The following is a 25,069-nucleotide window of genomic DNA, read 5'->3' on the forward strand; positions in this document are numbered from 1 at the left end:
ACAACGATGTTAGATGAAATCTCCTCCAAAGAAAAAGCTGCCATCCTTATTCGTACATTAGAAGAAGGGGTGGCAGCAAAAGTCATTGAATATATGACAGCTGAGGAAAAAGAAGTATTACTTCGTGAAATCGCAAAGTTTCGTGTATACAAACCAGAAACGTTAGAAAATGTACTAGGAGAGTTCTTATATGAACTAAATGTAAAAGAATTGAACTTAGTCACTCCAGATAAAGAATACATTCGTCGCATATTTAAAAACATGCCAGAAGACGAACTGGAAAAATTATTGGAAGACCTTTGGTATAACAAAGATAATCCATTTGAATTCTTAAATTCACTTACAGATTTAGAGCCACTTCTTACAGTGCTTAATGATGAATCACCACAAACAATTGCAATTATCGCTTCTTATATTAAACCGCAACTTGCGTCTCAATTAATTGAGAGATTGCCAGATCATAAACGAGTAGAGACGGTAATGGGTATTGCGAAGTTAGAACAAGTTGATGGTGAATTAATTAATCAAATTGGTGAGTTGTTAAAATCGAAATTAAATAATATGGCATTCAGTGCAATTAATAAAACTGATGGCTTGAAAACAATCGTAAACATTTTAAATAATGTTTCACGTGGTGTTGAAAAAACAGTCTTCCAAAAGCTGGATGAAGTCGATTATGAGTTATCTGAGAAAATTAAAGAAAATATGTTTGTCTTTGAAGACTTACTTGGTCTTGAAGATCTTGCGCTTCGCCGTGTATTAGAAGAAATTACAGATAACGGTGTTCTTGCGAAAGCACTTAAAATTGCAAAAGAAGAAATTAAAGAGAAATTATTTACATGTATGTCTTCAAACCGTAAAGAGATGATTCTAGAAGAATTAGATGGCTTAGGACCGCTTAAGATGACGGATGCTGAAAAAGCGCAGCAAACGATCACTGGTACAGTGAAAAAGCTAGAAAAAGAAGGAAGAATTATCGTTCAAAGAGGTGAAGAGGATGTCCTTATTTAAAAACAGAATTCCGAAGAATTCTGTTTCTTTTTCTGAAGAAACGTATGAATTACAATTTCCAAAACCAGCTTCAGTTCAAATAGAAGAGGAAGAATTACAAGCTGATCATGCAGAACTTCGCGCCCAGCAAGAGTCATTACATATCGAAATGAATCAGCTAAGGCAAGAGCAACAAATGCTAGAACGAGAGCGGCAGCAGTTATTACAAGATAAAGAACAATTTCAAATGCATATTCATGAACAAATGGAACAGATGGAAGCAGCGCGTGTGCAGTTTCAAAAAGAACAACAAGAAACAGCATATGAATGGACAGAGTTATTATGGGATCAATCTTTTCATCTAGCAGAAAAAATCGTGAATCAAGCGGTAGATTCACGATCGCTTGATGTGTTACCTATTTTAACTGGCATCGTGCAAACATTGCCAACTTCGTTTGAAAAATTAATCATTACAGTACATCCAGAAACGTTTGAACGTATTCAAGAAGAGAAGGAGAATACGAAAGAATATTGGTTACTACAATTAGTAGAATGGAAATATGATTTCTCCCTGCAGTTTGGTGAATTTGTTCTGGAAGAAGAGAAAGAGTTCTTTGAATTTAAATTTGCACCTATATTTGCGAAACTTCGTCAGAAATGGGAAGAAGAGAAGTTATTTGAGGAGCAAAATGTATGAGCCGCCTGTTAATGAATGAGAACGAAAAATGGAATAAGTTCATTGAAACACCGCTGTATACGAAAGTAGGCAAAGTTCATAGTGTACAAGAACAGTTTTTCGTAGCAAAAGGGCCGAAAGCGAAGATCGGAGATGTTTGCTTCGTTGGAGAACATAACGTCTTATGTGAGGTGATTGCCATTGAAAAAGAAAATAATATGCTACTTCCATTTGAACAGACAGAAAAAGTATGTTATGGAGGTTCAGTGACATTAGTTTCAGAAGATGTTGTTGTACCACGTGGTAATCACTTGCTCGGAAAGGTGTTAAGTGCAAATGGTGAAGTGTTAAATGAGGAAGCTGAAAACATTCCATTACAGAAAATTAAACTAGATGCACCGCCTATACATGCATTTGAACGTGAAGAGATTACCGATGTATTTGAAACAGGAATAAAATCAATTGATTCTATGCTAACAATTGGTATCGGTCAAAAGATTGGTATTTTTGCTGGGTCAGGTGTTGGTAAATCTACTTTACTTGGAATGATAGCAAAAAATGCAAAAGCTGATATAAACGTTATTAGTTTAGTAGGAGAACGTGGTCGGGAAGTAAAAGACTTTATTCGAAAAGAGTTAGGCGAGGAAGGGATGCGAAAAAGCGTCGTTGTTGTAGCAACGTCAGATGAAAGTCACCTTATGCAACTTCGTGCCGCGAAACTCGCAACGTCTATTGCTGAATACTTCCGTGATCAAGGCAATAACGTATTACTTATGATGGACTCTGTTACTCGTTTCGCCGATGCACGAAGAAGTGTTGATATTGCTGTTAAAGAGTTACCGATTGGTGGTAAAACACTGTTAATGGAAAGTTATATGAAGAAGCTGTTAGAGCGGTCTGGGAAAACACAAAAGGGATCTATAACAGGTATTTATACGGTGCTTGTTGATGGGGACGATTTAAATGGTCCCGTACCAGATTTAGCACGTGGTATTTTAGATGGACATATTGTATTAAAGCGTGAGCTTGCAACGCTTAGTCATTATCCTGCAATTTCAGTATTAGATTCAGTAAGTAGGATTATGGAAGAAATTGTTTCGCCACATCATTGGCAACTTGCAAATGAAATGAGAAAAATTTTATCAATTTATAAAGAAAATGAATTGTATTTTAAGTTAGGAACGATTCAAGAAAATGAAGAAAATGCTTATATTTTTGAATGTAAAAATAAAGTAGAAGGCATAAATACATTTTTAAAGCAAGGTCGATCGGATAGTTTCCAATTTGATGATATCGTTGAAGCGATACACCATATAGTATAAGGCCTCTGCCGAAGAGGTCTTATTTTTTTGTTTTTTAATATTTCACAGATTTTTTTGGAAAAAAACTATATAATAGAAAAAGAGAACGTTATAATAGGAAGGGGCTATGAAAACAGGTGGATAAACAGCAGTACGACACAATAAAATTGCAAATAAATCAAGAAAAAGAACATATTTTAAAAGAAGTGTATGAATTAACAGCTGAAAAAAGAAAAATAGAACAAAAAAAAGAATATGATTTATATGTTGTGAAATCGCGTAGTAAAGTCGTACAAACTGGGCAACGTATTATGGCGGGCATGCTTTCTTCACATACGTTTTCACCTGAAAGAATAGAAGAATGGAATCGAAAAATAAAAAAAACGGAAGGTTTTATTCAAAAAAATGAAAGCCTTTTAGAGCAAGTAAAAGAAAAAGAACGTGTCATTGATGAGATGTATCAAGAAAATTGTAAAAAGCTTGCGAAAGCACAAGAAAAGCTGGAAGAAAAAATGCTTCTGGATTTGAAAATGTGTATGAATGGATGAGGTGAATGTAGTGATACAGTCTGTATTACCGGTGCAACAAAGTTTACCTCCGCAAAAAGAAAAAGGGCTAGAAGTACAATCAAAAAATGAAGATTCTTCATTCGATCGTACGATGAGAATGGAAAATAAAAAACAGCCGCAAACGGAGAAAACGAAACGAGAAGAAGCACCAACAGAAGAGAAAAAAGATTATATTCTTTCTAAAAAATCGGTAACGAAAGAAGAACCAAATGTAAAGAAAGAAGAAAAAAAAGAGACAGAACAGTTGTTATTAGCTGTATCTGAGCAAATGGTTGCAATTGAGCAATTACATGTGCAGCCGGAATTGTTATATCAATACATACAAAAAATACAAGAGCTATATAAAGAATATGGCAATATTAAACTTAATGAATTACCTGCAGCTGAATTACAACAATTACAAGAACTTCTTTCAAATATGAATATCAAAAATGCTATATGTTTAGAAGATACAATGCAAATGGTATTAGACAAAATGAAGATGCCAGAGCAAACGATGCAAGCATTGAAAGTTGTAGAAACAGAAACTTGTAATATTGCAAAGGAACAAGAAGAGTCTAAAGAGGTAGATCTTCCGAAACTTGAGAGCGATGATGCAAAGGTAGAGTTGCCAGAGGTTGATGCATTAAATGATTCGAGCTCTGCAGGTGCAGAGTTATTAAATAAAACGACGAGTACCGAACAAATAGGGAAATCAAATAGTGGTGCTGAGAAAGTTTCATTACCTGACTTAGGAAAGAAAATGGAAGCGCAAGTAGAAGCGCTGCAAAAATTTGTAGTGAAACAAGAACGTGTTTTATTCCAGTTAAATCCAGAAAAACTTGGTACATTAACAGTGTTTATGAAAAAACACGGAGATCAAATTGACGTTCACGTAGAAATGGAAAAACACGATGCGAAAAAACGTGTTGAAATCATTTTTGATGAATTGAAATTAAAGTTAAAAGAAAAAGAAATCAATATTCAAATTAGCTATTCAGATAAAGATGAAAATCGAAAAGAACAGCGAGAACAAGAGCAAAGGCAAAAACAGAAATTAGCAAATACAAATCATGAAAAACAACAATCAACAGAATTTGCGGGATTATTGGAGGAATAAAGAGTGCCAACAGTTGGATTAAATACAACGAGTACAAATCATATTCCGTTACAAGCAGGAGCGCAAAAAAGTAATGTACCTGTTAATGGTGTACAATCGCCAGTGCAACAAAGTAATGGAGTTTCGGCAGGAGCGCAAAAGACTCCTGGGGTAATGGGGAAAGATGATTTCTTAAAATTGTTTTTATCAAGTTTCCAACATCAAGATCCATTTAATGCGATGGATATGAATCAAATGATGAATCAGACAGCACAGTTATCTCTTATGGAACAAGTACAGAATATGACGAAAGCAGTAGATAAGCTACAATCAACGATGTATTCAACAGCACTTGATGGTGGAATGAAGTTTTTAGGTAAATACGTAAGAGGTGTTGACGGTGACGGAAACAAAGTAACCGGTCAAGTAGAAACGGTTCGCCTTGCGGAAAATAACGATGTACAGCTCGTTATTAATAATAAGGTTGTATCTCTTCGTTTCGTTGAGAGAGTGTCTGATAAACCGATTGGGGAAACGAACCCAGAAGACGCAAAGAAAGACGATCAAAAAGTAACTGAAGAAGTAAAAACTACAAATTCATAAGGAGTGTCCATACGTTATGATTAAAGCGTTATATACAAGTATTACAGGGATGAATGCAACACAAAATGCATTAAGTGTAACTTCAAATAATATTGCCAATGCACAAACAGTAGGTTATAAAAAACAAAAAGCAATGTTTGATGATTTACTATATAACAATTCGATTGGTGCAAAAGGTGACGGTAAATACGCAGGAACGAATCCGAAAAGTATTGGTAACGGTGTGAAAATGAGTGGTACTGTTACGGATTATAGTGATGGTACAATTACGTTAACAGGTGGCAAAACACAAGCCGCAATGGAAGGTAATGGTTTCTTCGTTGTAGGTGATTCAAAAGGCGGAAATATGGAATTTACTCGTAAAGGTACGTTTGGGATATCTTCAGATTACTATATTACGAATACTGAAGGTCAATACGTATTTGCATACCCTGCAAATGAGGCAACTGGTGAAGTTGATTTATCTGGAATTCCAGGACCGTTGCAAATTCCAATGGGAACAGCAATTGGTGGTATTCGAACATCGAAAGGGACAATTAAAGGCAATATTCCAACTGGTGAAAAACAAATTACACAAGATTTACCTGTATATGATAATGCGGGAAATACATGGACAATGCGTGTAGAGTTTAAACAAACGAGTGAACATAATTATACATATAAAGTACAAATGCGTAATGACTCGAAAAAAGAAACAGAGTTTAAGGATGTTCCAGGTGCAGGTGGTAATATGACATTTGATGCTGTTGGAAATCCAAATCCGAAAGAGCAAGGGGCCAATATTCCATTTGATGGCGGCTCTATAAAATTAGACTTAAGTCATTTAACAAACCATCCAACAGATAAAACATTATCAGTAACAGACGTAGATGGTAGAGCTGCAGCGACGGTTAAAGATTGCTTCATTGCTGACGGTGGATATGTGATGGTAAAATATTCTGATGGAAGTATGAAATCTGCAGGTCAATTAGCTGTTGCGATGTTCCCGAACGAAGGCGGACTAATGAAAACAGGTAATGGTAACTATACAGCGACGAATACAACAGGTATTTTAGCTCTTGGTGCATCTGGTCAAAACGGTGCGGGTAAAGTGCGTGGTGGTGCACAAGAAGGTGCAAACGTAGATTTATCTGTAGAATTCGTTGACTTAATGTTATATCAACGCGGATTCCAAGGAAATGCGAAAGTTATTAAAGTTTCAGATGAAGTATTAAATGAAGTTGTAAACTTAATTCGATAATATATCGTAAAGAAAAAATGTAATGGAGTAGAAAGGGTTTTTTATTCGTATGACAAGACAAGAGCGAATTTTACAATTGCCTTTTTTCGAAAATAAACGTGAACTTGCCGAGCAAGTATTAAAAATAGAACGAGAAGAGCATGTATATTTACCAGATCAATTTGAAATTAAGCAAGTGCCTCCGTATTCATTTGGCGAAAAACAAGCAATCATTGGCCGTATCCATGAGTTTTATTTCATAAGTGTTGGTAGCGATAGCGTTTGGAAGTATCAACTGTTTAAGGATGAGATGAAGTGTCGTGAGTTTTTTGTTATGTTGCCAAATATTACGGATCAGCAGATAGCGTTTTGGTTTAATAACATAGAGTTATTGAAAGGTTCTTAAAAGCACTTTTTAGGTTTTGAGAGAGGACCTGGCGATGTTTTGGAGCGGTTAGTGCCTAATAGAGTCCCGACCGATGTGTAAGACCAGAGATATGTAGCGTTACTAGAGTAGTGTGGTAGTGTAAGAAGTGGTAATATAAAATAGTTTTAAGTTAATTTAAGGTAGTTGTAGTATACAATTAGACTGAATTTCTATAAAAGGAGAGGTGAGGAGGATGGCGCAAAATAAGTATCGCGTTACATTCATTTCGCCGAGTGAGGTTGAGCAGCGGACTGTAATGGCGGCGAATAGTTTGCCAGATTTAATTCGTAAAGTAGAAAGTATTATCGCAGATCCAAACGGTTATTTTGTAAATGATAAAAAAAATAATTGCTATTTTAAAGTGATTAAAGAAAATGTTACGTTTATTCAATATGAGTTACTATTTTCGGATAAGGAAATTCATATTGAAAAATTAAAACATATAGCACCGGTGGTATTAAAACGATTATTCGAAGAAATAAATGACCCGGAATTATATGCACTTGCGCTACTTGATGTTGATATAGCAACGAAAGAATATGTGCTAGCAGAAATGAATTCTGAGCTGAGAATAAGAGTAGAGACCGAGCTTTCGAAAAAATGGGAAGCAATGCCGACGGAAGTTGTAGGAGCACAAGAAGTGTTATTAGAGGCACTTGCTTCGTTTATACAAGATTAATTGTTTTTTATAAAATGAATCGTTCGACTATCTATATTTTTTATATAGGTAGTTGACTTTTTCGCTTTTATAAAGCTTAATAATTAGATATACGGAATTAATGGAAGGGGAGCGACACCTTTATGTCACAAGCACAAAGTATTTTATTAGAAAGCGGAACAAATGAATTAGAGATTGTTACGTACACTGTTGGTGAAAACCTATTTAGTATTAATGTAATGAAAGTACGTGAAATCATTAATCCATTCCCTGTTACAACTGTGCCAGAATCTCATCATGCAGTTGAAGGTGTTGTTCAAGTACGTGGTGAAATTTTACCTGTTATTAACTTAGCAATGGCTCTTAATTTAAAGTCAACAAAGCCACTTGATCAAACGAAATTTATCATCTCAGAATTAAACCAAATGAAAGTTATTTTCCGCGTTGATGAAGTGCATCGTATTCAACGTATTTCGTGGGAACAAATTGATGAACCAGCTTCATTATCTATGGGACTAGAAGAAACGACATCTGGTATTGTAAAACTAGATGGCAAAATCATCTTACTATTAGATTATGAAAAAATTGTATGTGAAATTAGCGGCACTGGTTATGACAATAAATCAATTGCAGGGTTAGAACAAAAAACAGATCGAGCTGAAAAAGTAATTTATATTGCAGAAGATTCAGCGATGCTTCGCCAAATATTAGAAGAAACATTATCATCAGCTGGATATACAAAAATGAACTTCTTCAGCAATGGTGCAGAAGCGTTAGCGCAAATTGAAAAATTAGCGAAAGAGCAAGGCGAAAAAATGTTTGAACATATTCACCTGCTAATTACGGATATTGAAATGCCAAAAATGGATGGACATCATTTAACAAAAGTAGTTAAGGATAGTGAAGTAATGAATCGTTTACCAGTCATTATTTTCTCTTCATTAATTACAAATGAATTATTCCATAAAGGTGAAGCTGTAGGAGCAAATGCTCAAGTAAGTAAGCCAGATATTCAAGAGCTAATTGGTTTAGTTGATAAGTTAGTGCTTTAAAAGCTTCTTTTTAGCCAGAATAGAAGCTCTAGCTAAGTGTTGAGCGGTCAGTGCTTAATAGAGCCCTATGCGATGTTGAGACCAGAGATATGGAGTGGTTATAGGTAAGTAGAAGAGCTGGCGTATAACATTTTTCTATTTAGTAGGAATAGGGGAAACTACTTATGTAAGGAAGTTTTCAGTGATTAATAGAGTCTCATGCGATGTGAGTTCAGAGGTATGAAGTAGTTTTAGGTAAGAAGAAGTGAGACTTCGATTGAGGATTTGAAGATTGGGTTTATAACTCTATTCTGTTAGAGAGAGGAAGGAATTAGCCATATGTATCATTGGCTAATTCCTTTTTAGTATTCTATACTCTAACCGGACAGAAAAATGAAAGGTTTCTGAGATGTTTGGCGCTGTATGTATGAAAAAATCTTCAAATAAAGATTTTTGATTTGAAAATATAAGCAAACGTATTTTCGATGGTTATTTTAGTAATATTTCGTGGTAACGCAAATTTTTTCGGTGAAAAAATATTCAAAATACCATATAATATAATTAAATGTAATTAATATGCAATTTTACATATTAATAAAAAAACATTTTCCAAATTTTTATACTTTCTATACATTTTTGTATGTTAATTATTTGACAGATAATTTCGAACTGTTATAATATGGATATGTAAAAATTGCTATTTTCTTAAAAGACATGGGAGTCAGATGAGAATTGTGAAAGGATGAGGGGGAGTGGCACAGATTATGTATCACCACACAGCAATTAATGTATTAGATCTTTTACAAAACATGTCAAATAATAAAATGAACGATATGCAACTAGAGGTGGAATTTAAAAAAATAGAAAAAGAATTCCAAGTAAAGTATGAAGAATTAGTTGATTTACATAATAGAATGGTATTATTTCAAATAGATATAGAAAAAAATGGCGGGATGCGAGCGTACGAAAAATCAGCAATTACATGGCTGAAATCTGAACTAGAGCTACTGTATGAAGTGTATCAATTTTGTCAACGTCACGGTTTAAACATTTTAAATATTTCAAAATACGTAAGTAAAAATGAACTAAATCTTTTTCCAAAAACAGAAAGTCAATTGCAAAATACGTATTATAAATTGAAAAAACGTGAAATACCGTTTGAAAATATTGAAAAACAAAAACCAGGACGAAAGAGAAAATATATACCTGTAAAAGAGACAATCGTTGCAAGAAAACAAGAAAACGAGTACGAATTAAAAGAAGAAATCCAGCATAAAGAGGATGAAAAAAATCTTGTAACAGTTATATCTGGTATCGTTGATAACTTTGAAACAATTAATCAGTGTAGTGAAAGGAAAGAAGACGAACTACATCAGTTTATGGAAGGTATTTATAAGCTTTCTAGCATGGCAGCAGGGCGTTCTAGGGAAGCGAAGAATACACGTAGCCTAGAAGGTGAATTGCAGTCGTTACAACTAGAAAATGAAAGGTTAAAACGAGAGAAAGAAGAGCTTGTACAAGATATTAAGGGCATGACGCAGCTTTTAATTCATTTCATTACAAGTTCTGATATCGATCAAATTCGTAAATTACCAACTTTCGTACAAGATTGTAAAATGGAATTACATAAACTAGGGCTATATAATGCACAAGACGGTAAAATGAAAATTATGGTTGATCGTAGTGGACAAGTTATGACGGTAACACAGTAAAAAAATTTGGGTACAAAATAAAAGGGAAATACATAGTTTATATGTATTTCCCTTTTGTTTTGTATGGAATCGTTCCAAAGATGGAAAATGAACTTTTACGATTGTAGTAGTTTAGAAACCATTTGCGGAATTTGATTTGCTTGTGAAACCATACTAAGCGCAACTTCAGTTAATAATTTAAACTTTAAAAAATCACTCATTTCCTGCGCCATATCTGCATCTTCAATTCGAGATGCAGCATCTGTTAACGCCATACTTTGGCTATTTAAATTTTCAATATTGAACTGTAAACGATTTATCATAGAGCCAAGGTCGGCACGGTGAAGTAATACATTTTGTAAAGCCTCTTCAATTTTAAGAATTGCCGCTCTTGCTTCTTGTTCTGTTGAAATCTTGATGTCATGTTGTGTAGGGGAAGGGGGAATATGTTTCGTCATATTTATTGTATGACCGATATCGTCTAATGTAACAGGGCGGTTTTGACCGTCATACGGATAAATCATTAAATTCAGTCGTCTCGCCAATATAGCCAATTTGTTCTGTTAAAGACTGAAACTCTTTATTCAGCGAATGACGGTTTTTATTTGAATTTGTACCGTTCGCAGATTGAACGGCTAAATCACGCATACGCTGTAAAATATTCGTCACAGTTTGAAGGGCAGCTTCTGCCGTGCGAAGCATCGATATCGCATCCTCATTATTACGAATCGCCACACGCATACCACTCGCTCTCGCATGCATACGAGTCACAATTGCAATATTAGCGGGATTATCCGAAGCGTTGTTCAACTTCGTACCAGTCGCCAAATGCTCCACTGCAACATTCATATGCCTCTCATTCTCATACAACGACTGCCTAGCATTCATACTTAAAACATTCGTACCAATACCCATAATAGACACCCCTTATAGATTGATATAGTTAGTGTTCTAAAGTTAATAAAAGGTCATGAAAAGATAAAAAGGCTTATGCTTATTTGCTATTTGTGTTTTAGCATAAGAGGGGATCAAGATAAGCACTAACCGCTTCTATGCACCGCAGATGCTCTCTTCCGTCAAAAAAAGGAAGTTTTTATAAAAAATAAACCTCTCCGCAAGCAGAGAGGTTTATTCAGGAAACTAACTCAAATGGTTTATTGTAATAATTTAGAAACCATTTGTGGAGTTTGGTTTGCTTGAGAAAGCATGCTGATTCCAGCTTCGTTCAAGATTTTGAACTTAGTCATTTCAGACATTTCTTTCGCCATGTCAGCGTCTTCGATTTGAGAAGCAGCTGAAGCCATAGAAGAAGATTGGCTCTTCAGGTTGTTTACGTTAAAGTCTAAACGGTTTAATGTAGCACCTAGAGTTGCACGGTTAGAAGCGATTGTATCTAATGCAGCATCAATAGATTTGATAGCTCCAGAAGCGTTTTGTACACCTTTTGTAATATCATGTGCTGTTTTAGTTAGAGTAAAAGCAGTTCCGATCTCTTGTGCAGTAGTTAAAGATTTACCACCTTCATATGCATCAATTTTACCTTGAACTGTTTTAATATCACTGTCACTCATAAGATTCTTAACGTTATCAAACGCGCTTTTAAATTCGTTAACTGCTGCTAAGATTTGATCATCTGTTGAAGCAGGAACCGCTGCGGGAGTACCACCAGTACCTGCTGGAGTGCCTGCTGTTAATTTAGCTAAACCAGCTTGAGCTTTTTCAAAAGCTTCGATTTCAGGTTTAGCAGCTGCAATATCTGCCGCTGAGATGTTAATAGTTTTAGTTTCAGTCGTACTTACTCCAGAAATAGATAAGTTGTCAATTTTTAATGAACCAGTAGAAGCATTAGCTAAATTAATGTCGATTTGTTTACCTGTATCGGCAGAATCTAATGTTTGGATAGCGATAGATTTATTGCTACCATCTAACAACTTCTTGTCATTAAATTCAGTATTTTTAGAGATATAATCGATTTGATTTTTTAAGGCAGAAAATTCTTTATCTAATGCTTTTTGGTTATCGCCAGTGTTAGTACCATTTGCAGATTGGTTTGCAAGGTCACGCATACGAAGTAAGATGTTAGATACAGAGTTTAAAGCTGAGTCAGCTGTACGGATTAAAGACATGCCGTCTTGTGTGTTGTTAGCTGCAACACCTAATCCGCTTTCACGTGCACGCATACGAGTTGCGATTGCAAGACCTGCTGCATCGTCAGAAGCGTTGTTGATACGTTTACCGCTTGATAAACGGTCCATAGCGTTGCTCATTTTAGCTTGGTTTTGGCGCATGTACTCTTGAGTACGCATGCTGTTAATGTTTGTATTAATTCTCATGTTAAGAAACCCCCATTTTTTTATATTGACTTTTCTGCAAATTGAAAAACGGTAATATGCGAAAAAATCAATTTCGAGATTTATTGTAATCCTTGCTACAACGGGTGTCAACTAAAAATTCGAATTAATAAATATAAAAAAATAACAGTTTAACAATATATTCATTTTTTTATTACATAATTATTAAAAGGATTATTGCAAACTTTAAAAAAAAACTCTAATATTAGATTATCTTTGTTTACCGAAAAGGTGATATTATGATAGTTGGAAATATAGTAAAAGAAGTGCTTGCATATAAAAAAGGACAAATTCAGCAAAAGCTAAGTAGTCCACAAGCATTCGTTAGTAGTCGTTTTCAAGAGAAGTTGCAGAGTGAGCCTGCGAAGGAGACGAAAGAAACTACGCAGCCGGCAAAAGTAGAAGATATGAGTCAGCCGGTACAATCTACGAAAATAGAAGCGGTTGTTAATAAGCCGGTAGAAACTATTAATAAAGTAGAGGAAGCGAGTAAGTCTGAAGAAAAGGCTGAAACGAAGAAAGCAGATGAAGTGCAAGTTGCGCAAAAAGAGTTTGAACGACGTTTCCCAGAAACGAAAAATGAGGCCGCTGATACGTGGGGATTAACGAAGAAGTATAATATTCAAAAAATACGTTCTTCCAATGAAGGGAAGTATGAGGATATTATTGATCGCGTAAGTCGTACATACGGAATTCCGAAAACGTTAATTCAAAAAATGATTGAAGTAGAGTCTAATTTTAATCCGAAAACGGTGTCACATGCAGGTGCGATGGGTCTTATGCAGCTTATGCCAGCGAATGTGAAGGAGATGGGTGTGAAGAATCCCTTTTCACCAGCTGAAAGTATTGAAGGTGGCGTGAAAGAGTTAAGCGGTTATTTAAAGAAAAATAACGGCGACTTAGTATTGGCACTTGCTTCTTACAATGCTGGTCCTGGTAATGTGAGAAAGTACGGAGGCGTACCGCCATTTAAAGAAACGCAAGGATATATTAAAAAAATATTAAATATCGACGTTTCAAAATAAGAAGTTTCATATATAGAGAGAACATGAAATTTTCGTGAACATGATATGGGAGTTGGCTAGATTTGAAATTACAAGATGATATTCCGTTAACAATTTATTTTGAAATCGGAAATACGAAAAAGAAAATTGAAGATCTGCTTCATATTACGAAAGGTACATTGTATCGTCTTGAAAATTCAACGAAAAATACGGTGCGTCTTATGCTTGAGAATGAAGAGATTGGAACCGGAAAGATTTTGACGAAGAATGGAAAGATGTACGTTGAAATCGTTGAATTGAAAAGGTAGGGAAGGGGATTGTCATGAGTGGCGAAAAATTAAGCCAAGAGCAAATTGATGCCCTGCTGAAGGCGGTAAATGAAGGCGAGGAAATGCCAGCTTTCGCACAAGAAGCAGGAAAGCAAGAGAAATTTCAAGAGTATGATTTTAATAGACCAGAGAAGTTCGGTGTTGAGCATTTACGTAGTTTGCAAGCGATTGCTTCTACGTTTGGAAAACAGACGTCACAGACGTTATCAGCGCGTATGCGTATTCCAATTGAACTAGAGCCTTCGACAGTTGAGCAAGTTCCATTTACGAGTGAGTATGTGGAGAAAATGCCGAAAGATTATTATTTATATTGCGTGATTGATCTCGGTTTACCAGAGCTTGGAGAAATTGTTATTGAGATTGATTTAGCATTCGTTATTTATATTCATGAATGTTGGCTTGGCGGAGATAGTAAGCGTAACTTTACGATGCGTAGACCGTTAACAGCATTTGAGTTTTTAACGCTTGATAATATATTCTTGCTTCTTTGTAAAAATTTAGAGCAATCATTTGAAAGTGTTGTTGCGATTGAACCAAAATTTGTAACGACGGAAACAGATCCGAATGCATTAAAGATTACGACAGCGAGCGATATCATTTCATTACTTAACGTAAATATGAAAACAGATTTTTGGAATACGACGGTGCGTATCGGGATTCCGTTCTTATCTGTTGAAGAAATTATGGATAAGTTAACGTCTGAAAATATTGTCGAACATTCTTCGGACAAACGTAGGAAGTATACGTCTGAAGTGGAAGTGAAAGTAAATCAAGTGTACAAACCTGTTCACGTTGCGATTGGTGAGCAGAAAATGACAATGAGTGAGATTGAACAAATTGAAGAAGGCGATATTATTCCGCTTCATACGAAAGTTTCGGATGAATTACTTGGTTATGTAGATGGAAAGCATAAATTTAATTGTTTTATTGGAAAAGATGGAACGCGTAAGGCGCTCCTATTTAAAAGTTTTGTAGAGTAGGAGGATCCATATGAAGCATGAAGTATCTCCTGTGTCATTAATGGGATTAGAAGATTTTGCAGGAAAGCGAAATGAAGCAGGTAAAGCACATATTGATACTGTTTCAGATATTTCGATTGAACTTGGTGTAAAGCTTGGAAAGTCATCTATTACGCTCGGTGATGTAAAGCAGTTAAAAGTTGGCGATGTTCTGGAAGTAGAGAAAAACTTAGGACATAAAGTAGATGTGTATTTAAGTAATATGAAAGTCGGCATCGGTGAAGCAATTGTAATGGACGAGAAATTCGGTATTATCATTTCTGAAATTGAAGCTGATAAGAAACAAGCGGCGCTTATGAAAGCGCAAAGTCAAATGCAAGATAAAGAGTAGAGGAGGAGTCATATGTCGTATATGACGACCTTATTTCAAGTCGTTTTACTGTTTGGTGCGCTCGGTTACGGTGCATATTATATGACGAAAAAGACGCGCAAACAGCAGTTTTTTAAGCAGGGTGAAAATGGCCATATTCAAGTAAAAGACGGCGTGTATTTAAATCATCAAACGAGTGCCTTTTTATTTGAAGTGGACGGAAAGCAAGTGTTCACTGTTATTAGTAATAACGGTGTGCAGTCTGTGCAATTAACCGGAACAGGAAATCAGTTTCAACAAGCACTAGAAGACGCGGTGAAGACTGAAACGAAAAAAGTAGAGGATCCATCATGAGAATAAAGAAACAGTTATCATTATTAGCCGTTATTTTCGTATTTTCTATCGTTTTTTCAATTATTTTTGTAAATCCAGCGTATGCGGCCCCGAACGGTTTTATTAATTTCGAAAATGGAAAAGAGTTTACGAGTAATTCAAGTGTACAACTATTTGCGCTCGTTACCCTTTTATCATTATCTTCTTCTATCGTTCTATTATTTACACATTTTACTTATTTTATGATCGTTCTTGGGATTACACGTCAAGGACTTGGGGTAATGAATTTACCACCAAACCAAGTGCTTGTTGGACTTGCATTATTTTTATCACTCTTTACGATGCAGCCTGTACTCGGGCAACTGAAGAGCGATGTGTGGGATCCGATGACGAAAGAGAAAATAACAGTAAGCCAAGCTGCGGAAACGACAGCTCCTATTATGAAAGAATATATGTCAAAGCATACGTATAAGCATGATTTGAAAATGATGCTGAAAGTACGCGGAGAAGAGTTGCCGAAAGATTTGAAAGATCTTTCCTTATTTACACTCGTACCATCCTTTACGTTAACGCAAATTCAAAAAGGTTTACTAACAGGGATGTTCATTTATTTAGCGTTTGTATTTATAGATTTGATTATTAGTACACTTTTAATGTACCTCGGGATGATGATGGTACCGCCGATGATTTTAAGTTTACCGTTTAAAATACTCGTTTTCGTATATTTAGGTGGATATACAAAAATCGTCGATATTATGTTTAAGACGGTCGCCTGAAGCGCTTGATGCTATGTGATAGGAGTCATATAAATGAATACGTCACCAATTATAGATATTTTCCAAACCTTTTTTTATAAAGGGGTTATGATTTTAATGCCGATTGCCGTTGTAAGTCTGATTGTCGTTATTATTATCGCGGTTATTATGGCAATGATGCAAATTCAAGAGCAAACGCTGACGTTTTTACCGAAAATGGCGAGTATTGTGCTCGTTATTATCATTTTAGGTCCGTGGATGTTCCAAGAGTTAACGATGCTTATTTTAGATTTATTTGATAAAATCCCATCGCTATTGCGTTCGTACTAAGATAGGTGAACTGAAATGAATATGGAATTATGGGCGGCGACGTTTTTTGCGTTTTGTCGCATTACTTCATTTTTATATTTTTTACCGTTTTTCTCAGGTCGATCCATTCCAGCGATGGCAAAGGTTACATTTGGACTTGCTCTTTCAATTACAGTGGCCGATCAAGTGGATGTCTCTCACATCAAGACAGTTTGGGACGTTGCAGCTTATGCAGGAACGCAAATTGTAATTGGATTATCACTTTCAAAAATTGTAGAAATGCTGTGGAACATTCCGAAAATGGCAGGGCATATTTTAGACTTTGATATCGGTTTATCACAAGCAAGTTTGTTTGATGTAAATGCAGGGTCACAGTCCACTTTGCTATCAACAATTTTTGATATATTTTTTCTTATTATTTTTATTTCACTGGGCGGCATTAACTATTTCGGTGCCACGATTTTAAAGTCGTTTCAATATACAGAGGCGATTTCAAAATTGTTGACGACTAGTTTTTTAGATAGTCTACTCGCAACGCTATTATTTGCGATCACATCAGCGGTTGAAATTGCTCTGCCGCTTATGGGAAGTTTATTCATCATTAATTTTGTTCTAATTTTAATTGCAAAAAACGCTCCGCAATTAAACGTTTTTATGAATGCATACGTAATTAAAATTACATGTGGTATTTTGTTTATTGCGATGAGTGTACCGATGCTCGGTTATGTGTTTAAAAATATGACGGATGTATTACTTGAAGAATATACGAAACTATTTAACTTTTTCTTAACGAAGTAGGGGGACGCGCATGGCAAAGGATAATAAAACAGAAAAGGCCACCCCGCAGAAGCGTAAAAAATCGCGTGAAGAAGGGAATATTGCCCGGAGTAAAGATTTAAATAATTTATTTTCCATTCTCGTATTAGCAGTTGTCGTTTATTTCTTCGGAGATTGGCTAGGTTATGAGATTGCAAATTCCGTAGCGGTGCTGTTTGATCAAATTGGGAAAAATACAGATTCAACCGAGTATTTTTATTTAATGGGGATTTTATTACTAAAAGTATCGGCTCCGATATTAATACTCGTATATGCTTTTCATTTATTCAATTATATGATTCAAGTCGGCTTCCTATTTTCTTCTAAAGTCATTAAACCGAAAGCGTCACGTATTAATCCGAAAAACTATTTTACGAGACTGTTTAGTCGTAAAAGTTTAGTAGATATTTTGAAATCACTGTTTTACATGGGATTAATCGGTTACGTTTCGTACGTTCTCTTTAAAAAGAATTTAGAGAAGATTGTTAGTATGATTGGATTTAACTGGACAGCGTCACTTACTGAAATTATTAGCCAAATTAAATTTATCTTTTTAGCCATTTTAATTATTTTAATCATTCTTTCTATTATTGATTTCATTTATCAAAAATGGGAGTACGAACAAGATATTAAGATGAAAAAAGAAGAAGTAAAAAGGGAGCATAAAGATAATGAAGGGGACCCCCAAGTAAAAGGGAAACGAAAAAACTTTATGCATGCAATCTTGCAAGGAACAATTGCGAAGAAGATGGATGGCGCAACGTTTATTGTAAACAACCCGACCCATATTTCAGTTGTACTCAGGTACAATAAACACGTTGATGCAGCACCAATTGTCGTTGCAAAAGGGGAAGATGAGCTCGCATTATATATACGAACGCTTGCCCGTGAACAAGAAATACCAATGGTGGAAAACCGTCCGCTTGCTCGTTCTTTATATTATCAAGTCGAGGAAGATGAGACGATTCCAGAAGATTTATATGTAGCTGTAATTGAAGTTATGCGCTATTTAATTCAGACGAATGAACTTGAAGTATAATAGCGCGTTTGGAGGAGATCTCTTTGTTTAAGATAGATTCTGCAAGAACCTATTTTTCTATCTTTTTAGCAGCGTCATTCGTAGTGGCGCTCTTAATTCCACTTCCACCATTTATACTTGATATCATTATCGTTTTTCTACTAAGTATGTCAGTACTTATTTATATGCGAGCGACAAGTATTAACGAGTGGGATGAATTAAAGTCATTTCCGACGATGTTGTTATTAATCGGGATTTTCCGCGTATCGATTAACGTTTCGACGACGCGAGCGATTTTGACAGACGGAAATGCCGGTCATGTTATTGAAGAGTTCGGCCAGTTCGTAATTGGCGGAAACTTATTAATTGGTATCGTTATTTTTACAGTATTAATCATATTCCAGTTTATCGTTGCAAACGGTGCATCTCGTACAGCTGAAGTAGCAGCTCGTTTTACACTTGATTCTTTACCGGGGAAACAAATGTCTATCGATGCTGATTTAAACCAGCGTATTATTTCAGAAAAAGATGCACAGGCAAAACGTAAAAAATTAAATATGGAAACAGAGTTTTACGGAGCGATGGATGGTGCCGGGAAGTTCATTAAAGGGGACGTTATTTTCGGGATTGTCATTTTATTCGTAAACATTATTTTCGGTTTAATTGTCGGAATGATGCAGCAAGGAATGAGCTTTGCAGATGCAGCTCTTCATTATACACAGTTAACTGTCGGTGACGGAATCGTAAACCAAATCGGTTCATTAATGCTTGCAATTTCAACAGGTATTATCGTAACGCGTGTATTTGACGGCTCACCGGATACAGTAACAGAAGGTATCTTTAAAGAGTTATTAGCGCATGAAGTCGTTGTATATGCACTAGGTGGTTTATTTATCGCAATGGGTATTTTTACTCCGCTACCGTTTCTACCATTCGCACTCGTTGGTGGAACGATTATCTTCTTAGGCATTCGTAATAAAAATCGAATAAAGAAAGAAAAAGAAGACGAGCTCCAAAAAGAATTAGAAATGATTCAAGGCGAAGATGAGCAATTACAACAAGTGGAAGATTCATTCGGAGTATTTACGGATAAATATCCAATTATAGTAGAGCTTGGTTTAGATTTAGCAGCACTTGTAAAGCAGAAAATTAACGGGGAAACAGCTCGTGATAAAGTTGTTCTTATGAGGAAGTCAATTATTACTGACCTCGGTATTAACGTTCCTGGAATTAACTTTAAAGATAATACGAGTTTTAGACCACGTGGTCGTTACATTATTCGTATTAAAGGTGCGAAGGCGGCTGAAGGTGTTTTAAAATCAGGTTATTTATTAGCACTGAAAACACCGAACGTAATGGCTGATTTAGATGCAGAGCCAGCGAAAGATCCAATTTTCGGTGAAGATGGATATTGGATATTAGAGCATATGGTGCAAGATGCACAAATGAAAGGCTATCAAGTGTTAGAGCCACTTAGCATATTAATTACACATTTAGATGTTATCGTTAGACGTAATCTTCATGAATTAATTCAGCGTCAACATGTAAAAGACTTAATTAACTCGCTTGAAAATGATAATGGCGTTCTATTAGAAGAGATTAAGAAGAAAGAAATTGATTTATCACTCGTTCAAAATGTTATTAAACAACTTCTAAAAGAAGGTATTTCTATTCGTGATTTACCAACAATTATTGAAGGTATTATTGACGGAAAAGAAGTGTATCAAAATCACGTTGATGGTGTGACATCATTTGTTCGTGAATGTATTTCAAAAGTTATTTGTGAAAATGCGAAAAATCCGGACGGAAAAATATATGCAGCGCTCTTCTCTGATTCAATTGAGTTAGATGCGGATGTTGTGAATAATTCATATCAAGGTTACTTATTAAACTGGGATTTAGATTTAGAAACACGTGTCGTTGAGCAAGTGCAACGCGTCTTTAAGCAAGCACGTTTAATGGGAAGAGAACCAGTGTTATTAACACGTAGAAAAGATTTTAGATTTGCGATTGTAAGACTGCTAGAACGTTATCAAGTGGAAGCACAAGTACTTTGTATTAGCGAATTAGCACCAGAAATTGTTGTGGATCAAATTGCCTATATTGAATAGTAGGGGGTGAAGTAATGGAAAGTACAGAAAAGAAAGAAGCGTTAATGCGAATAAAAGCAGCTTCGAAAAATGAATTGTATCGAAAGTTATTTGACCAATATGGTACAGATTATTATTACGTTGTCGATGAAAGTGTAAAACGAAATATACCGTTTTTCTGGAAAAAGGATTATGAAATGTTAGTTGCTTTTCCAGAAGAAAAACAGGAAGAAGTGAATGAAGGTACAGCTCAATTTCATGAACAGTTAATGGATGTTGTGAATGATCCTTCAGAACAAATTGTGAAGGCGAATGGAATTCAATCAGTACTGCACAATTTAGAAAACGTAACGACTTCTATGTCATACGCGGCAATGCAAACAGGAAATAGTGAAGAATGGGCAAGAAAAAAAGAAAAACTATTAAAGCTGTTTGAAAAAGGAATTGTCGTGGTGAAACAGACGAAAGAAACGGAAGTACCGAAAAAGAAAAAAGTTGTGAAACAAGTCGTTCCGGTAAAGAAAGAAGAAGTAGTTCCAAAGAAAGAAAGTCAAGAATCTGTACCGTTTATTATTCAAAAGGTAATTCGGATGCTAGAACAAAACGATGTGGAACAATATTTCATTTATGCATATGCTGAAAAGTTAAAAATAAAGTTTGAAAATGCAACGATGATTACGGAAGAAGAAGTTATTAGGTACATATTGGAAGATATGAAATCTCATTTCAATACGGAAAACGTCTTTGAAAAAGAAGTACAAACAATTGCATTAATCGGTCCAACTGGCGTTGGTAAAACGACGACGCTTGCAAAAATGGCATGGCAATTTCACGGTAAGAACAAAACAGTTGGTTTTATAACGACAGATCATTCACGCATAGGGACAGTGCAGCAATTGCAAGATAACGTAAAGACAATTGGATCGGAAGTAATTGCTGTGCGTGATGAAGCTGCAATGACAAGAGCGCTTACGTATTTTAAAGAAGAAGCGCGCGTCGATTATATTTTAATTGATACAGCCGGAAAAAATTATCGTACGACAGAAACAGTGGAAGAAATGATTGAAACGATGGGACAAGTAGAACCAGATTATATTTGTTTAACGTTATCAGCTTCGATGAAAAGTAAAGATATGATTGAGATCATTACAAACTTTAAAGATATTCATATAGATGGTATTGTGTTTACAAAATTTGATGAAACAGCAAGTAGTGGTGAATTGTTGAAAATTCCAGCAGTATCATCAGCTCCTATCGTATTAATGACAGACGGCCAAGACATAAGGAAAAATATACATATCGCTACAGCTGAACATTTAGCGAAACAAATGTTACAAACATCGTAGAAAAGAGGTGAAGAATAAGGCGCTTGCCTTATTCAAACGAATATGAACGGTCTTTATATAGGTTCTATGGGTATGATGAACTACATGCAGCGAATTAATGTTCATTCGAATAACGTTGCAAATGCTCAAACGACAGGATTTAAAGCAGAAAATATGACGTCTAAAGTATTTGATGTACAAGACACATATCGCCGCGGAGATGGGGCGGTAACAAATATCGGTTCGGTCGATTATGCTGTAGTACCAGCCGCAACACATGTGAATTTAGTACAAGGAAATATACAAATGACAAATAGCGCTACAGATTTCTTTTTAGATGACGGCGCAGCCGGCACAACATCATTTTTCGTTACTTCTAAAAATGATGAAACGTTTTTAACGAGAGATGGTAGTTTCACATTAAATAGTGATCGTTATTTACAAACTTCTTCAGGTGCTTTCGTAATGGGAGAGAATAATGAGCGTATTCGTATTCCAGAAGGAGCAAAGGTTGCTGTACAAGCAGACGGTACATTATATGATGAAGTAACACAAAATAATATTGCTCGTTTACAAACAAAAACAGTAGATGCAGAAACGAATGCTCGACTCGTGCAACGTGAAAATAAAAGCTTTACACTAGCAGAAGGAAACATTGCTAATTTACCGAACGGAACAGGAATAGTAAAAAATCATATGCTAGAAAATTCAAATGTAGATATGACGAAAGAGATGGCAGATCTTATGACAGATCAAAAGATGATTCAAGCATCACAGCGCGTTATGACGTCATTTGATAAAATTTATGAAAAAGAAGCGAATGAAATATTGAGATAAAGGACTTCCAAAAGTGGGAGTCTTTTTTGTTATTGCTTTTATTACAGTTACATCATAAAATGATAATGATTATCAATATCATTTTATCTATTTTCATAAGAATAGAATTTCATAATGACAGCAACATTTGTTTAACTAAGTGAATTAAAAACAAGGGGATGGTATATATATGTCTACAAAGAATCAACTTTGCATTGGATTATGTTTAATTTCTAGAAAGAAAGAACAAGAAAATGAGTTTAATTCCGGAATTGATGAACAAGTAGAGTTGGCACTACAGGCAGAAAAGGCTAAGTTAGATTTTGTTTTTAAAGCCGATTATTTAGTGGCGCACCCAGATTTAATTGCTCGTAATAAAGGGAATGTCATTTTAGACCCGACGTTACTGTTTACTGCTATTGCTTATGCGACAGAAAAAATTGGAGTCGTTACGACCGCTTCAACTTCGTTTTATCCACCATATATATTAGCAAGGCAATTACAATCGTTACACTGGATTAGTAACGGCCGAGTAGGGTGGAATATTGTTACATCCATTGACGGTGCTGAAAACTTTGGTGAGGAAGGGATGCCATCATCTGAGGAACGATACGCGAAAGCGGCAGAATGTACAGAGTTAGTAAGAAAACTTTGGAGGAGTCACCCTAATGAAGTATTGAAAGTAGATAATCCTGATGTTATTAGAGAGATGGTAAAGCCTATTGAGCATAATGGTGAGTACTTTAAGGTAAAAGGTCCACTTAATATTCCGCAGCATATATCAGGAGAAATGCCATTGTTTCAAGCTGGTGCTTCAGAGTCTGGTCGGAATTTTGCTGCTTCTGTTGCTGATGCAATTTTTGCCGCAACGCCAGATGTAGAGTCAGGAATTGAAGTTCGTCAAGATTTAAGAAGAAGAGCAGAACAGCATGGCCGAAAGCAAGATGTTATACGCGTATTACCTGGATTATATTTCTTTATAGGTGATACATATGAAGAAGCGTTAGAAATGCATAGGCAAGCTCATCAACATCTCACAAAAGAGAAGAGATATGCGTTACTTGAAATGGTTCTCGGATTAGATGCGAGAGGGATTCCGCTAGAAAGTAAAATTACGGAAGAGATGCTGCCAAGTCGGGATCAAACTGTACGTAGTAAAACTCATGCCGAGTTATTACGGAACTTCATTATTAAAAATGAACCAACAGTTGAACAAATACTAGAACGACCAGAAGTTGTTGGATCGGCTCATTGGGTTGCGGTTGGTACACCACAGGACGTTGCGAAGCAAATTATGGATAGGTTTGAGGCAGGGGCGTTAGATGGATTTATTGCTATTCCAGGAGGACCTCCAAAGTCACTAAATCTATTCTTTAGTGAAGTCATCCCTTTATTTGTGAAGGCGGGTGTATTTAGGGAAGAGTATACAGGTTCTACTTTACGGGAGCATTTGGCGGGGAACATATTAAATACTTTACAGTTAAAATAATAGCATGTAGAAAAAAGCCTTATTGTAAAAGGCTTTTTTTGTTTAAAATTAAAAATTCTGAAATATAAGTTGACTGTATGAATGTTATTTTTTATATTAGTAGGTATAACTATAACTACTAAAGAGGTGAGAGTATGACAACGGCATTATATTTAGAAGATGCATACAAAACGAGTTGCGAAACAGAAGTGATAAAAGTAGAAGGGAATAAAGTATTTCTAAAAGAAACAGTTTTTTATCCAACTGGTGGAGGGCAGGAATGTGATACGGGTGTCATTGTACAAGACGGATCTGTATTTGAAGTTGAAAAAGTAAAGAGGGAGCAGGGAGAAATAGTTCACTATATAAAAGATGAAGCTCAAGTAAAATTAGGTCCAGTTAAATTAGAGATTAATTGGGAAAGACGTCATAATTTAATGCGTCATCACTCTTTACTGCATCTTATCGGAGCTGTTGTTTATGAAAAGTATGGAGCACTATGCACCGGAAACCAAATTTATCCTGATAAAGCCCGTATCGATTTTAATGAGTTACAAGAGTTATCGAGCGTGGAAGTAGAAGAAATTGTTGAGGAAGTGAATAAACTTATTGAGCAAAATAAAGAAATTTCCACTCGCTATATGAGCCGCGAAGAAGCAGAAAATGCTGTAGGAATGATTAAAACAGCAATAAATCTCCTGCCAACTACTATCCAAGAAATCCGCATTGTTACAATTGAAAATTTAGACGAACAAGCTTGTGGAGGCACACATGTGAAAAATACGAGTGAAATAGGAACACTTGTTATTGATAAAGTAAAAAGTAAAGGGAAGCAAAATCGTCGTTTTGAAGTAAGGGCGATTTAGATTGTGAGGGGTTACCG

Annotated in this window: 26 protein-coding genes and 1 pseudogene; 25 read left to right on the forward strand and 2 right to left on the reverse strand. The window is 35.6% G+C overall.

Features of this window, described 5'->3' with window-relative positions; all coding sequences use genetic code 11:
- Nucleotides 1-6: 6 nt before the first annotated feature.
- The 11 genes from fliG (at nt 7) to ACQRBL_RS08080 (ending at nt 10,264) form a co-directional block, all read left to right on the forward strand.
- Nucleotides 7-1,011 (forward strand): flagellar motor switch protein FliG, encoded by a 1,005-nt coding sequence (gene fliG / locus ACQRBL_RS08030; RefSeq protein WP_000883364.1) that lies wholly within the window; start codon nt 7-9, stop codon nt 1,009-1,011.
- Nucleotides 998-1,687: a FliH/SctL family protein gene (locus ACQRBL_RS08035; protein ID WP_097987181.1), complete on the forward strand. Its 690-nt coding sequence runs from the start codon at nt 998-1,000 to the stop codon at nt 1,685-1,687. The genes fliG and ACQRBL_RS08035 overlap by 14 nt, the downstream gene beginning before the upstream one ends.
- Nucleotides 1,684-2,988 carry a flagellar protein export ATPase FliI gene (locus tag ACQRBL_RS08040; protein WP_411996315.1) on the forward strand — a complete coding sequence of 435 codons (1,305 nt, stop codon included), beginning with the start codon at nt 1,684-1,686 and terminating at the stop codon, nt 2,986-2,988. Before ACQRBL_RS08035 ends, ACQRBL_RS08040 begins: the two co-directional genes overlap by 4 nt.
- Nucleotides 2,989-3,104: 116 nt before the next feature.
- The gene (locus ACQRBL_RS08045; RefSeq protein ID WP_000360860.1) at nt 3,105-3,515 is read left to right on the forward strand and encodes a hypothetical protein; all 411 of its coding nucleotides are present in this window, start codon (nt 3,105-3,107) and stop codon (nt 3,513-3,515) included.
- A 10-nt stretch (nt 3,516-3,525) separates the two neighbouring features.
- The gene (locus ACQRBL_RS08050) at nt 3,526-4,635 is read left to right on the forward strand and encodes a flagellar hook-length control protein FliK (RefSeq protein WP_000616458.1); all 1,110 of its coding nucleotides are present in this window, start codon (nt 3,526-3,528) and stop codon (nt 4,633-4,635) included.
- A gap of 3 nt (nt 4,636-4,638) precedes the next feature.
- Nucleotides 4,639-5,217: a flagellar hook assembly protein FlgD gene (locus ACQRBL_RS08055; protein ID WP_001143462.1), complete on the forward strand. Its 579-nt coding sequence runs from the start codon at nt 4,639-4,641 to the stop codon at nt 5,215-5,217.
- Nucleotides 5,218-5,233: 16 nt separating this feature from the next.
- Nucleotides 5,234-6,457 carry a flagellar hook protein FlgE gene (locus ACQRBL_RS08060; RefSeq protein WP_000588320.1) on the forward strand — a complete coding sequence of 408 codons (1,224 nt, stop codon included), beginning with the start codon at nt 5,234-5,236 and terminating at the stop codon, nt 6,455-6,457.
- Nucleotides 6,458-6,506: 49 nt separating this feature from the next.
- The gene (locus tag ACQRBL_RS08065; protein WP_000198166.1) at nt 6,507-6,842 is read left to right on the forward strand and encodes a DUF3964 family protein; all 336 of its coding nucleotides are present in this window, start codon (nt 6,507-6,509) and stop codon (nt 6,840-6,842) included.
- A gap of 214 nt (nt 6,843-7,056) precedes the next feature.
- The gene (locus ACQRBL_RS08070; RefSeq protein ID WP_000068299.1) at nt 7,057-7,542 is read left to right on the forward strand and encodes a hypothetical protein; all 486 of its coding nucleotides are present in this window, start codon (nt 7,057-7,059) and stop codon (nt 7,540-7,542) included.
- A 122-nt stretch (nt 7,543-7,664) separates the two neighbouring features.
- On the forward strand, nt 7,665-8,573 hold the full coding sequence (locus ACQRBL_RS08075) for a chemotaxis protein (protein WP_000075943.1): 909 nt from the start codon (nt 7,665-7,667) through the stop codon (nt 8,571-8,573).
- A 743-nt stretch (nt 8,574-9,316) separates the two neighbouring features.
- On the forward strand, nt 9,317-10,264 hold the full coding sequence (locus tag ACQRBL_RS08080; RefSeq protein ID WP_142330836.1) for a DNA-binding domain-containing protein: 948 nt from the start codon (nt 9,317-9,319) through the stop codon (nt 10,262-10,264).
- 95 nt (nt 10,265-10,359) lie between these two features.
- Here ACQRBL_RS08080 and ACQRBL_RS08085 read toward each other — a convergent pair.
- Nucleotides 10,360-11,158 (reverse strand): annotated as a pseudogene (locus tag ACQRBL_RS08085) (flagellin).
- 239 nt (nt 11,159-11,397) lie between these two features.
- Entirely contained in the window at nt 11,398-12,576 is a 1,179-nt protein-coding gene (locus tag ACQRBL_RS08090) for a flagellin (protein ID WP_411996314.1), read from the reverse strand.
- A gap of 257 nt (nt 12,577-12,833) precedes the next feature.
- On the opposite strand from ACQRBL_RS08090, the gene ACQRBL_RS08095 reads away from it, so the two are divergent.
- From ACQRBL_RS08095 to ACQRBL_RS08160, 14 genes are all read left to right on the forward strand, one after another.
- A complete protein-coding gene (locus tag ACQRBL_RS08095; protein ID WP_053564831.1) occupies nt 12,834-13,619 on the forward strand; it encodes a lytic transglycosylase domain-containing protein in 786 nt (261 codons plus the stop codon).
- A 62-nt stretch (nt 13,620-13,681) separates the two neighbouring features.
- Nucleotides 13,682-13,906 (forward strand): flagellar motor switch protein FliN, encoded by a 225-nt coding sequence (locus ACQRBL_RS08100; RefSeq protein WP_000775712.1) that lies wholly within the window; start codon nt 13,682-13,684, stop codon nt 13,904-13,906.
- A gap of 14 nt (nt 13,907-13,920) precedes the next feature.
- A complete protein-coding gene (fliM, locus tag ACQRBL_RS08105; RefSeq protein WP_000012361.1) occupies nt 13,921-14,907 on the forward strand; it encodes a flagellar motor switch protein FliM in 987 nt (328 codons plus the stop codon).
- Nucleotides 14,908-14,917: 10 nt separating this feature from the next.
- A complete protein-coding gene (gene fliN, locus ACQRBL_RS08110; RefSeq protein WP_000680010.1) occupies nt 14,918-15,277 on the forward strand; it encodes a flagellar motor switch protein FliN in 360 nt (119 codons plus the stop codon).
- Between the two features lie 12 nt (nt 15,278-15,289).
- Nucleotides 15,290-15,610 (forward strand): hypothetical protein, encoded by a 321-nt coding sequence (locus ACQRBL_RS08115; protein WP_000121178.1) that lies wholly within the window; start codon nt 15,290-15,292, stop codon nt 15,608-15,610.
- The gene (locus ACQRBL_RS08120; protein ID WP_001220582.1) at nt 15,607-16,365 is read left to right on the forward strand and encodes a flagellar type III secretion system pore protein FliP; all 759 of its coding nucleotides are present in this window, start codon (nt 15,607-15,609) and stop codon (nt 16,363-16,365) included. The genes ACQRBL_RS08115 and ACQRBL_RS08120 overlap by 4 nt, the downstream gene beginning before the upstream one ends.
- 33 nt (nt 16,366-16,398) lie before the next feature.
- The gene (locus ACQRBL_RS08125) at nt 16,399-16,674 is read left to right on the forward strand and encodes a flagellar biosynthetic protein FliQ (RefSeq protein ID WP_001098080.1); all 276 of its coding nucleotides are present in this window, start codon (nt 16,399-16,401) and stop codon (nt 16,672-16,674) included.
- Nucleotides 16,675-16,689: 15 nt separating this feature from the next.
- Complete coding sequence (locus tag ACQRBL_RS08130) at nt 16,690-17,451, forward strand: flagellar biosynthetic protein FliR (RefSeq protein ID WP_411996313.1); 762 nt, start codon at nt 16,690-16,692, stop codon at nt 17,449-17,451.
- A 10-nt stretch (nt 17,452-17,461) separates the two neighbouring features.
- Nucleotides 17,462-18,508, forward strand: a complete 1,047-nt coding sequence (gene flhB / locus ACQRBL_RS08135; RefSeq protein ID WP_001040120.1) for a flagellar type III secretion system protein FlhB — start codon at nt 17,462-17,464, stop codon at nt 18,506-18,508.
- 23 nt (nt 18,509-18,531) lie between these two features.
- Nucleotides 18,532-20,598 carry a flagellar biosynthesis protein FlhA gene (gene flhA / locus ACQRBL_RS08140; RefSeq protein ID WP_000472535.1) on the forward strand — a complete coding sequence of 689 codons (2,067 nt, stop codon included), beginning with the start codon at nt 18,532-18,534 and terminating at the stop codon, nt 20,596-20,598.
- 14 nt (nt 20,599-20,612) lie between these two features.
- The gene (flhF, locus tag ACQRBL_RS08145) at nt 20,613-21,923 is read left to right on the forward strand and encodes a flagellar biosynthesis protein FlhF (protein ID WP_000446182.1); all 1,311 of its coding nucleotides are present in this window, start codon (nt 20,613-20,615) and stop codon (nt 21,921-21,923) included.
- A 42-nt stretch (nt 21,924-21,965) separates the two neighbouring features.
- Nucleotides 21,966-22,739, forward strand: coding sequence for a flagellar basal-body rod protein FlgG (locus ACQRBL_RS08150; protein WP_001013934.1), 774 nt, complete (start codon nt 21,966-21,968; stop codon nt 22,737-22,739).
- A 169-nt stretch (nt 22,740-22,908) separates the two neighbouring features.
- Nucleotides 22,909-24,207, forward strand: a complete 1,299-nt coding sequence (locus ACQRBL_RS08155; RefSeq protein WP_023521612.1) for an NtaA/DmoA family FMN-dependent monooxygenase — start codon at nt 22,909-22,911, stop codon at nt 24,205-24,207.
- Between the two features lie 134 nt (nt 24,208-24,341).
- Entirely contained in the window at nt 24,342-25,052 is a 711-nt protein-coding gene (locus ACQRBL_RS08160; protein ID WP_000205375.1) for an alanyl-tRNA editing protein, read from the forward strand.
- The last annotated feature ends 17 nt before the right edge of the window (nt 25,053-25,069 follow it).

The organism is Bacillus sp. AF62 (assembly GCF_050312695.1).
GTDB classification, from domain to species: domain Bacteria; phylum Bacillota; class Bacilli; order Bacillales; family Bacillaceae_G; genus Bacillus_A; species Bacillus_A cereus.